The 11,468-nt window shown below is 37.3% G+C and carries 9 protein-coding genes; 5 read left to right on the forward strand and 4 right to left on the reverse strand.

Annotated features, from left to right (window positions below):
• Positions 1–43: 43 nt before the first annotated feature.
• Both nhaA and ACFSAH_RS11700 read right to left on the reverse strand, forming a co-directional pair.
• Positions 44–1,219 carry a Na+/H+ antiporter NhaA gene (gene nhaA / locus ACFSAH_RS11695; protein WP_379662924.1) on the reverse strand — a complete coding sequence of 392 codons (1,176 nt, stop codon included), beginning with the start codon at positions 1,217–1,219 and terminating at the stop codon, positions 44–46.
• A gap of 30 nt (positions 1,220–1,249) precedes the next feature.
• Positions 1,250–1,870, reverse strand: coding sequence for an L-threonylcarbamoyladenylate synthase (locus ACFSAH_RS11700; protein ID WP_379662925.1), 621 nt, complete (start codon positions 1,868–1,870; stop codon positions 1,250–1,252).
• Positions 1,871–2,074: 204 nt separating this feature from the next.
• On the opposite strand from ACFSAH_RS11700, the gene ACFSAH_RS11705 reads away from it, so the two are divergent.
• Entirely contained in the window at positions 2,075–2,308 is a 234-nt protein-coding gene (locus ACFSAH_RS11705; RefSeq protein ID WP_379662926.1) for a hypothetical protein, read from the forward strand.
• Positions 2,309–2,396: 88 nt separating this feature from the next.
• Here ACFSAH_RS11705 and asnS read toward each other — a convergent pair whose 3' ends face one another.
• Complete coding sequence (gene asnS / locus ACFSAH_RS11710) at positions 2,397–3,845, reverse strand: asparagine--tRNA ligase (RefSeq protein ID WP_379662927.1); 1,449 nt, start codon at positions 3,843–3,845, stop codon at positions 2,397–2,399.
• Positions 3,846–3,982: 137 nt separating this feature from the next.
• On the opposite strand from asnS, the gene ACFSAH_RS11715 reads away from it, so the two are divergent.
• The 4 genes from ACFSAH_RS11715 to ACFSAH_RS11730 all read left to right on the forward strand — a co-directional run bounded on the left by ACFSAH_RS11715 (position 3,983) and on the right by ACFSAH_RS11730 (position 8,816).
• Positions 3,983–4,696 (forward strand): tRNA1(Val) (adenine(37)-N6)-methyltransferase, encoded by a 714-nt coding sequence (locus ACFSAH_RS11715; protein WP_379662928.1) that lies wholly within the window; start codon positions 3,983–3,985, stop codon positions 4,694–4,696.
• Between the two features lie 9 nt (positions 4,697–4,705).
• Positions 4,706–5,200 carry a metallophosphoesterase family protein gene (locus ACFSAH_RS11720; RefSeq protein WP_379662929.1) on the forward strand — a complete coding sequence of 165 codons (495 nt, stop codon included), beginning with the start codon at positions 4,706–4,708 and terminating at the stop codon, positions 5,198–5,200.
• Between the two features lie 23 nt (positions 5,201–5,223).
• Positions 5,224–6,258 (forward strand): class 1 fructose-bisphosphatase, encoded by a 1,035-nt coding sequence (fbp, locus tag ACFSAH_RS11725; RefSeq protein ID WP_379662930.1) that lies wholly within the window; start codon positions 5,224–5,226, stop codon positions 6,256–6,258.
• Between the two features lie 254 nt (positions 6,259–6,512).
• Positions 6,513–8,816: a family 20 glycosylhydrolase gene (locus ACFSAH_RS11730; protein ID WP_379662931.1), complete on the forward strand. Its 2,304-nt coding sequence runs from the start codon at positions 6,513–6,515 to the stop codon at positions 8,814–8,816.
• 1,202 nt (positions 8,817–10,018) lie between these two features.
• On the opposite strand, the gene ACFSAH_RS11735 is transcribed toward ACFSAH_RS11730, so the two are convergent.
• Positions 10,019–11,446, reverse strand: a complete 1,428-nt coding sequence (locus ACFSAH_RS11735; protein WP_379662932.1) for a DEAD/DEAH box helicase — start codon at positions 11,444–11,446, stop codon at positions 10,019–10,021.
• Positions 11,447–11,468: the final 22 nt, after the last annotated feature.

Genomic DNA, 11,468 nt, shown 5'->3' on the forward strand with positions numbered 1-11,468 from the left:
GTGTGTCGATGGAAAATCTTATTCCAGACACACTATTTTTATTTTAAGAGTTTTCTTTTTTACCGTAGATATTTAGAATTAAATAACCAATAATACCAGCTAAACAGGAAGCGATTAATACAGAGAATTTAGCCTGTGTCTGATACTCGGGGTTGCTGAAAGATAGCAACGCTATAAAAATAGACATGGTAAAGCCTATTCCACCTAAAATACCGAGTCCAAAAACCTGTTTCCATTTACTATTTCTGGGTAAACTGCTTATTTTAAGCTTTACAGCAAGGTAAGACATCAGGGTTATACCAAGAGGTTTTCCCACTAACAAACCCAGAATAATACCTACACTTAAATGTCCGAATACGCCATCCAGCATTTCGGGTTCAAATTTTATGTTGGTATTTGCAAAAGCAAATAGGGGCATAATCAGAAAGTTTACCGGTTTAGAAAGTATATGTTCCAGTTTTTCTAAAGGAGATTCTTTAGCATCAGGAGTAGTAGGTAGAAAAAATGCCGTAATTACACCTGCAATGGTAGCATGTACCCCAAAAGAATGCACAAAATACCATAGAAACACTCCTGGTATAAGGTATAGATATACTTTTTTTACATTGAAAAAATTTAAAGCAGCAAGAATGGCTATTAAACCAATAATCTGGGGGAGATAAGAAGTGTTTAATTCGGAAGTGTAAAAAATAGCAACCACCAGAATAGCACCCAAATCATCTACAATAGCTAAAGCTGTTAAAAATACTTTTAAAGGGAGCGGGACTTTATCACCTAAAATGGCCAGAATGGCTATAGCAAAAGCAATGTCCGTTGCCATAGGGATGCCCCAACCATGTGCTGTATCTGTACCCGTATTAAATAAGGCGAATATGGCCGCAGGTACCAACATACCGCCAATTGCTGCAAAAATAGGTAATAATGCTTTTTTAACAGAAGATAGTTCGCCTTCTACCAGCTCTCTTTTTATTTCTAACCCAACCAGTAGAAAGAATATAGCCATTAATCCATCATTAATCCATAATAGAATAGGATAGCGTAAATGGACAGATTCGGAATGGTAGCCTATTTCGGTAGTAAGAAAGTTTTCGAGATAATTTCCAAATGCAGAGTTTGCAATAATTAACGAAAGTAAAACACAGAATATAAGAATAATGCCACCGGCAGATTGCGACTTCATGAAATCTTTGAAGGCGGCTAAATTGATTGATTTTGCCATCCTGCAAAATAATAAAAACCTATAAAAAACCTATAAAAAATCGGATAAATCGCCCTTACCTTGCCTCAAAATTTCGAATTCATCATCAAGGCAACTCACTACAGTAGAAGCTACATTATCGCCATATCCTCCATCAATAACCAGGTCTACCAGATTCTCGTATTTTTCATGGATAAGCTCCGGATCGGTAGAATATTCAATAATGTCGTCTTCATCTCTGATAGAAGTAGATAGGATAGGGTTACCTAGTTTTTCTACTATGGCTCTGGCTATATTATTATCAGGAACCCTTATACCTACTGTTTTTTTATTGCTTGATAACAGTTTTGGGACATTTCCGTTGGCATTAAATATAAAGGTAAATGGACCTGGTAGGGCTTTCTTTAATAGTCTGAAGGTAGAAGTATCAATGGGTTTTATATAGTTAGAGATATGACTTAAATCATGACAGATGAAAGAGAAATTAGCTTTATCTGTTTTTATCCCCTTAATTTTAGCAATCTTTTCAATTGCTTTTTGATTACTGATATCGCACCCCATACCATAAACAGTATCTGTAGGATAAATGATAACACCACCTTTTTTAAGGACATCTACCACTTGCTGGATAGCTTTCTCGTTGGGGTTTTCCTCATAAATACGTAATAACATAAGCGCTTTTGTTTTCTATTATTCTACAATATTACAAATTTAAGGTTTGTATGCTATACTGTACAGCTTAATGAACAGTTTTAAATCTGTATCTAATACAACCTATTTGGTTTAAAATGGTTTTAAGGTTACTTTTTTCTATAAAGTTACAAATGGCATTGTATTGGTATACAGTTGTTTGTGAAATCATAAAACTGAACGGTTATGGAAAATGCATTGTCTTCTTCAGAACTAGAGTTAATCAATCAATTTGATAAGCAGTTATTGTCTGTTTTGAGTAAGGATCTGGAGAGTTTCAGAGATAGGAAACAGGAATATGTGGCAGATTATTATTCATTTGCCATTTTTGATAATGATTTGAAAGAATCACTGAAGTCTGAAATTCAAAAATTAAGAAACCTGGATTTAAGTACTGCTAAATTGTTAGGTGCCATATAACAGACACTTATTATATCTATATAGATAAAAAGTAGAGAATATAAATTATTAATTCTCTACTTTTCTATTTAGGAGAGGTGTGTGCCTCTTAAAATTCAGCATTTTTAGGGAACCTAGGGAAAGGAATTACGTCCCTGATGTTGGTCATACCGGTAACAAACAATACCAGTCTTTCAAAGCCTAAACCAAATCCGGCGTGAGGAGCACTTCCGTATCTTCTTGTATCCAGATACCAATAAAGTTCGTCTTTGGGAATACCTATCTCATCCATTCTTGCTTCCAGTCTATCCAATCTTTCCTCCCGTTGAGATCCGCCTACAATTTCACCAATTCCAGGGAAAAGAATATCCATAGCAGAAACCGTTTTCTTTCCGTTTACCAGCTCGTCATCCTGTCTCATATAAAAAGACTTAATCTCGGCAGGGTAGTTGGTTAAGATTACCGGCTTTTTGAAATGTTTTTCTACCAAGTAACGTTCGTGTTCGCTCTGAAGGTCTGCACCCCATTCATCAATCAGGTAGTTAAACTGTTTCTTCTGATTAGGCTTAGAACGTCTTAATATTTCAATAGCTTCTGTATAGGTAATTCTTTCAAAATCGTTATCCAGACAGAATCTCAATTTCTCAATCAGGTTAAGCTCATTTCTTTCTGCCTGCGGTTTGTTTTTCTCTTCGTCAAGTAATCTGCCTTTTAAAAACTCCAGTTCTTTCTCGCAGTTTTTAAGCGCATAATCAATTACATACTTCAACATGTCCTCGGCAAGGTTCATGTTATCTTCCAGATCAGCGAAGGCAACCTCAGGTTCTATCATCCAGAATTCAGCAAGGTGTCTGGTGGTATTCGAGTTTTCGGCTCTGAAAGTAGGGCCAAAAGTATAAATCTGTCCCAATGCCATAGCTCCCAGTTCGCCTTCAAGTTGGCCAGATACTGTTAAGTTAGTAGATCTGCCAAAGAAATCTTCCTTGAAATTTACTTTTCCTTCCTCGTCTCTTGGCGGGTTATCAAAATCTAATGTAGTTACCCTGAACATTTCTCCTGCACCCTCGGCGTCAGAAGCTGTAACAATAGGTGTATGAAGATAAAAGAAGCCTCTTTCATTAAAAAACTGATGGATAGCAAAAGCCAGTGCATTTCTTACTTTAAAAACAGCATTAAAAGTAGTTGTTCTGAAACGCAGATGTGCAATTTCTCTTAAAAACTCCAGACTGTGCTTTTTAGGTTGAAGCGGGTATCTCTCCGCATCGCTCTCTCCTAAAATTTCTACAGTAGTAGCTTTAACCTCTACGCTTTGTCCTTTTCCAACAGATTCTACCAGTTTTCCAATAGCTTTAATGGCTGCTCCGGTATTTATTTTCTTTAAAATCTCATTGGCAGTATTTTCAAAATCGACAACAACCTGAATATTAGATAATGAAGAACCGTCATTAAGTGCAATAAACTGATTATTTCTGAAAGTTTTCACCCAGCCCATAACAGTAACTTCTTTTCCAAACTCTGTTGACTTTAACAAGTCGCTAACTTTGTCTCTCTTGATCATAATACAAACATGATATATTTTAAATGTGTGCAAAAATACAAACTTTAAGGCATTTATAATAACATTGAGGATGTTTATTGTTTAAGCTCATTACGATGTAACCACCACAAACAACTAACAAATTGTACATTTGTAAAATGTCGGTATTTCAATTTAAAGAGTTTGCGGTAGACCAGCGTGATTGTCCTATGAAAATCAACACAGATGGAGTGTTGCTGGGGGCTTTGGCAGATGTTGACCAGCGGGTAAAAGTGCTTGATATTGGAACCGGAACCGGAGTAGTTGCATTAATGCTGGCTCAAAGAAACCATCAGTCTGATATAGATGCCATAGATATTGATTTAACGGCGTTTGAACGGGCAGGGGCTAATTTTGAGGGATCTTTATTTCATAACCGATTAAAGGTTTACCATCATTCTTTTGTAGACTTCTTTGCATTAAACCCGATGAATAACTATGATTTAATAGTTTCTAATCCACCCTTTTTTTTAAATTCTTTAAGGTCTGATAAAGCGCAGAAAAATATAGCAAGGCATACTGATATTCATTTTTTTGTAGATATGCTAAGATTATGCAGTTTGCATTTGTCTGTTAATGGAGCGTTGGAGCTGATTGTTCCTATGGACTTATCAGAAGTCATCATCAATTTAGGTGCAGATTATGGCTTGCAAACTACCCAGGCTATACGTATTAAATCATTTGAGAATAAAGAGCCTTTCAGGAATATCCTTAAACTGGAAAAAAATACGGATAAAGCCTTGGAAGAAAAGGATTTTGTAATTTACGAAAGAGAGAAAGAACATTCTTTACAGTACCGTACGGCACTAAAAGACTTTTTTACGATATTTTAATTTCCATTTATGAAGAAGATAGGTTTATTGGCAGATACCCACAGCTACCTGGACGATGCTGTATTTAAATATTTTGACGACAGGGATGAAATATGGCATGCAGGCGATTTTGGAAATATAGAACTTGCTGATAAATTAGCCCAATTTAAGCCCCTGAAAGGTGTTTACGGGAATATAGATGGAAAGGATGTGAGAGTGGTTTATCCAGAACATTTGAGGTTTATGTGCGAAGAGGTTGATGTATGGATGACACATATTGGAGGTTACCCGGATAAATACAGCGCGTTGGTGAAGCCTGAGATATACACTAACCCGCCAGATCTGTTTGTTTGCGGACACTCGCACATACTGAAAGTTATTTACGACAAAAAAATACAATGCTTACATATAAACCCCGGTGCAGCAGGAAAGCAAGGTTGGCATAAACAAAGAACTTTAATTAGGTTTTGCATTTCTGAAAAAAAAATACATACATTAGAAATCATAGAATTGACTAATAGATAATGTATAAAGTACACTAAGTATTTATGGCTACAGTAAAGACACTAGGGCAGTTTATTATAGAAAAACAAGCGGACTTCCCTTACGCAAAAGGAGAACTTTCCAGGTTATTGAGAGATATCGGGATTGCAGCAAAAATTGTAAACAGAGAAATTAATAAGGCAGGACTGGTGGATATCCTGGGAGAAGCAGGAACGGTAAATGTGCAGGGCGAATCCCAAAAGAAGCTGGATATTTATGCCAATGAGCAGTTTATCAGTGCGCTGGAAAGTGGGGGCGAATGTTGTCTGGTGGCATCAGAAGAAAATGAAGAGGTGGTGTTATTAAACTCCAAATTTTCAAAAGACGGAAAATATATAGTTGCTATTGACCCGCTGGATGGCTCTTCTAATATTGAAGTAAATGTAGCGGTAGGTACTACTTTCTCTATTTACAGACGTAAAACTAATATAGACGAAGAACCTAACGAATCTGATGTATTACAAAGAGGAACAGAACAGGTTGCTGCAGGTTATATTGTGTATGGTTCGTCTACTATGCTGGTTTATACTACCGGTAAAGGTGTAAATGGTTTTACGCTTGACCCATCTATCGGCGAGTTTTGTCTTTCGCATCCAGATATGAAGATACCTGAAGATGGTACTATTTACAGTATTAATGAAGGTTATTATGTTCATTTCCCGGAGGGAGTAAAGAAATACATTAAATATTGCCAGGTACATGATAAAGAAACCCACAGGCCATATACATCCAGGTATATTGGCTCTATGGTTGCCGATTTACACAGAAACCTGATCAGAGGCGGAATCTTTATTTATCCAACAACGGCAAGTAACCCCAAGGGAAAACTGAGATTGGTGTACGAATGTAACCCATTGGCTTTTATTATAGAACAGGCTGGTGGAAGAGCGACTAATGGCTTTAAACGCATTTTAGACCTTGATGTAACAGAAGTTCATCAACGTTCATGTATATTCATTGGTTCTAAAAATATGGTGCTTAAAGCGGAAGAAATGATGCATGAGTACTCTCCAATAGATACAGAAACCGTATCTTTATAATACTATATCTTAAAGACCGTTTACAGTAAGCGTGGTACTCAACCCATACTATCCGTAAACGGTCTTTATGCTTTTAATACCCAGGCATTCAGGTTTCTCTGTGTATCTCTAAAAGTTGTTTAATTTTTTAAGAAGTATTCCTTACTTCGCTGATATAGTTTTGATTAAACCTAAGGATTGTTTATTATTGTTAACGTTAAATAGCTTTATAAACTATAACGTACTTACTATATCTATTCATATACTTAAATACTATGCGTAAACTTTATTTAGTATTACTGTCATTATTGGCTTGTACCTTTGTATTTGCTCAAAATAAGAACTACGGCATTATTCCCATGCCAAATTCTATACAGGAAAGAAATGGTTTCTTCAAATTAGATCAGGAAACTGCTATTATATTCAATACGGCTGAAGACAGAAAATCAGCCGAATTGTTTCGCGATCTGGTTAAATCAACAGAAGGTATAGAGTTGGTGATTGCCAAAAACTTTATACAGAAACCCAAAACGCTTATTTCTTTTAACTCATCGCCGGACTTTAAAGACGAAGCTTATCGACTGACCATTTCAGCAGATCAGATACTTATAGAGGGAAAGGCTAAAGGAGTATTCTACGGCACCCAATCTTTGTCTCAGCTTTATTTAGCAAACAGATTAAACGAAAATAAACTCCCTCAGTTACTGATCAATGATGAACCTCGTTTTGCTTATAGGGGTATGCATTTAGATGTTGGCAGGCACCTGTTTCCTGTATCTTTCATCAAAAAGTATATAGACCTGATGGCTATGTATAAATTGAATAATTTTCACTGGCATTTAACAGAAGATCAGGGGTGGCGATTAGAGATTAAGAAATATCCTAAATTAACAGAGATAGGGGCTTACAGAAAACAAACGGTGATAGGCAATTACCACCAGACTTTCCCCAGAATTTATGATGGGGTTAAATATGGAGGTTTTTACACGCAGGAAGAAGCCAGAGAGGTAGTGGCTTATGCAGCTTCTAAATATATTAACGTAATTCCAGAGATTGAACTTCCCGGACATTCGCTGGCAGTTTTAACGGCTTATCCGGAGTTGGCATGCGGTAAACATCCTGGCCCTTTTAAGGTGGCTGAAATGTGGGGTGTTTTTCCTGATATTTATTGTGCCGGAAAAGAAGAGACTTTTCATTTTCTGGAGGATGTACTGACCGAAGTGCTGGATATTTTTCCTTCTAAATTTATTCATATAGGTGGTGATGAAGCTCCTAAAGACAGATGGAAAACCTGTGAGTTCTGTCAAAAACGTATTAAACACCAGAAACTTAAAGACGAGCATGAGTTGCAATCGTATTTTATCCATAGAATGGAGAAGTTTTTGAATAAAAAAGGTCGTGATATTATTGGGTGGGACGAGATATTGGAAGGTGGATTGGCTCCTAATGCTACGGTAATGTCGTGGAGAGGTGAAAAAGGAGGAATAGAGGCTGCCAGACAAAAACATAATGTAATTATGACGCCAAGTAATCAGGGTTTGTATTTTGATCATATTCAGGGCAGGACAGATCAGGAACCTACTACTATTGGCGGCAACGGTTTTATAGAGCGTGTGTATAACTATAATCCGGCTTCAAGTGCTTTAACCGCCGAGCAACAGCAATACGTAATAGGGGTACAGGCTAACTTATGGACAGAATATATACCTACTTCCAATAAAGTGGAATATATGCTTTTACCAAGATTAATGGCTTTATCTGAGATTGCCTGGACACAAATTGCCAATAAAAACTATAAGAATTTTAATGAAGACAGATTACCTATGCATCTGGCAGAATTGGATAAGCAGTATCTTTCATACCGGGTGCCTGAAGTCATTGGCGCTAAGGATACCAGTATTAATGTAACGGGATCTTATGATTTTAAGTGGAAAGCACCGGTAGTAGGAGCTCATATTTATTACACCATAGATGGTTCTAACCCAGATGAAACTGCTATGTTATATAAAGGAGATCTTACGGTTAATGTACCTAAAGGTGAATCCAGAGAGGTGAAGTCTATAGCTATAACTCAAAATAACAGACGAGGCAAGATTGTGGCAACCAAGCTTTTTAACAGAGATGCATTTGAGGCGCAACAACCAGCTTTTACTTTAACTAAGGGAAGTTTAAAGTACTATTATATTCCCGGTAAGTTTACCACTACGCTGGAACTGGATACCAATACAGCTACTCAGAAAGGGACTGTAGATGCTATTAACCTGGCTAAGATAAAAAATAAGGCTAGAGAATATGGATTGGTTTATACAGGGTATATCAATGTAAATGAGGATGCTACGTTCGAGTTCTCTTTATCCAGTAATGATGGTAGCCGTTTATATATTGATGATGAGCAGATTATAGAGAATGATGGCAGGATATTTCAGTATGAGCGTTCTGCGGGTGTTCCGTTAAAGAAAGGATTGCATAAAATAAGAATTACTTATTTTGATAATGGTCCCGCTTCTGCTTTGAAGTTTTATGTTAAAGGAACGGATAATAAGAAAATAGAATTACCTTCTGTGATGATGTTTAATTAGGGGGAGAGAACGATGAACGATTAAAACTATGAACTTTAGAATGATGAATGATGAATGATGAATGATGAATGATGAATGATGAATGATGAATGATGAATGATGAGCCATGGACTATGGACTATATAACTATGAATGATGAACGATTATAAACTATGAATGATGAGCTATGGTCTATCGACTATGGACAATTGACTATAAAACAAATCGTCATTGCGAGGAACGAAGCAATCTCATTATAAGAGCCATTAACCAACAGACCCTTCAAATACCTCAGGGTGACGTCGTTTGTTTAAGGCGGGAACGATAAACTTCTGAACGATGAATGTTAAAACAATGAGCCATGATCTATCGACTATGAATGATGAACTACTACAAGCCATTGTTAAGAACGCCCTTCCGGCCTGATAAGATTTGGCAGCGTAACCATAGCAATCTTCATTTACTAACATATAATACAGCACCAACAATGCAATCTGACGTGGTGCATAACCAGTCATAAACCAATTAACAAATCCACGTGTGCAGATTGCAGCTGTCAAAAGATTGGTATAGGTGAAGCAACAAAGGTTATAAGCCTTGATTTATTCATTAGTTTTTATTGTTTTTTGGTATTCATGAACTCGCAAGCTCATTTTTTTGGTTCGTTTTTCATCAAGGAAAAATGAACTAGGCCTGTCTGGCTATGAAGACGGAAAGCCATGAATAAAGGCAAAAAAATAACAGTCATTACCAATCAACCAACAGACCCTTCGAGTGCCTCAGGGTGACGTGGTTTGTTTGAGAGGGGGAACGATTAAAACTTTTGAATGATGAACGATTAAAACTTCTGAATGATGAATGTTAAAACAATAAACTATGGTCTATCGACTATGGACAATTGACTATAAAACAAATCGTCATTGCGAGGAACGAAGCAATCTCATTATAAGAGCATTAACGATAAGAGCCATTAACCAACAGATCCTTCAAATACCTCAGGGTGACGTGGTTTGTTTGAGAGGGGGAACGATGAACTTCTGAATGATGAAAACTATGAACTATGGTCTATCGACTATGGACAATGGACTATAAAACAAATCGTCATCCCGAGCGCAGTCGAGGGATCTGTATCAGGAGTACCAGTGAATAAGATTTCTCTTCGTTGTACTCATCGAAATGACAGCATTTTTACTTTTGATACAACCCCATCATCCCGTTTGTTTTTAGTAAGTAGTTATATCCTTATTTCCTCTAAAGCCTCTTCTTTTTGATCCTCCGGTGCTTGACTGTCCGTCTTTGGAAGAGTTCTTGTTCTTTTTTCTCCAGTCGTAGCCGCTATGGTTCTTTTTATCGGTATTCTTAGCTGGTTTATTAGTTCCCTTGTTTTCTCCGCTGGCTTTATGACTGTGTGAAGCAGGTTTCTTAGCTGCTTTTTTATCGGTTTCCTTAGCCGTGAAGTTCTGCATGGGGAAAGGATTGTTTTCAGCCACCGGGATAGATAAACCTATTACTTTCTCTATATCTTTTAAAAATGGTTTTTCGTCTACATCGCAAAAGGAGAAGGCAATACCTTCGGCTCCGGCTCTTCCGCTGCGGCCTATTCTATGTACATAGGTTTCGGGGATATTGGGTATTTCGTAGTTAATTACATATTTTAAATTATCTACATCTATCCCTCTGGCGGCAATGTCTGTAGCTACTAGTACTCTTATTTTTTTAGTCTTGAACTCCTCCAATGCTCTTTGTCTGGCGTTCTGAGATTTGTTTCCGTGGATGGCGGCAGATTTGATGTTTTCTTTTAACAGTACTTTCACTACTTTGTCTGCGCCATGTTTTGTTTTGGTAAAAACCAGTACAGAGTCTATGTTCCTGTCTGTGAGTATATGGAATAATAAATTGTTCTTATTGCCTTTGTCTACAAAATATACGGTCTGGTTAATGGTTTCTGCTGTTGATGAAGCAGGTGTAACTTCAACTTTTACCGGCGATTTTAAAATCTCTTCAGACAGTTTTTGAATGACTGGCGGCATGGTGGCGGAAAAGAACAGCGATTGTCTGTGCTGTGGTAATACGGCAATAATTTTCTTGACATCATTGATAAAACCCATATCCAGCATCCTGTCTGCTTCGTCCAGCACAAAAAGACTGATGTGCTTTAAGCTCAGGTGCTTTTGATGCATCAGATCCAGCAACCGTCCCGGGGTAGCTACTAAAATATCTACACCTTTTTGCAGTGCATCTACTTGTGATTTCTGATTTACCCCACCAAAGATAACGGCATGTTTTAACCTCAGGTTTTTGCCATAGTCGCTAAAGCTGTCGCCAATCTGGATAGCCAGCTCACGGGTTGGTGTTACAATTAAAGCTTTAATGGCATTTTTCTGGTGACTTTGTTTCAACTCCTCATTCAGCAATTGCAGAATAGGGATGGCGAAAGCCGCAGTTTTTCCGGTTCCGGTTTGTGCGCATCCTAAAAGATCTTTCTTCTGTAAGATTAATGGAATGGCTTGTTCCTGAATAGGAGTTGGGTTACTGTAGTTTAAAGACTTTAAAGCTTTTTGTATGGGTTGAATCAGGTTCAACTCTTCGAATGATGCCATGGTTGTAGTATAAGCGGCAAAAATGCCTAAAGAAAAAAGAGGCTGTCTCATAAACAGGAATTGTCATATTGAG

It is taken from the genome of Pseudopedobacter beijingensis (assembly GCF_042678145.1).
Lineage (GTDB): Bacteria > Bacteroidota > Bacteroidia > Sphingobacteriales > Sphingobacteriaceae > Pseudopedobacter > Pseudopedobacter beijingensis.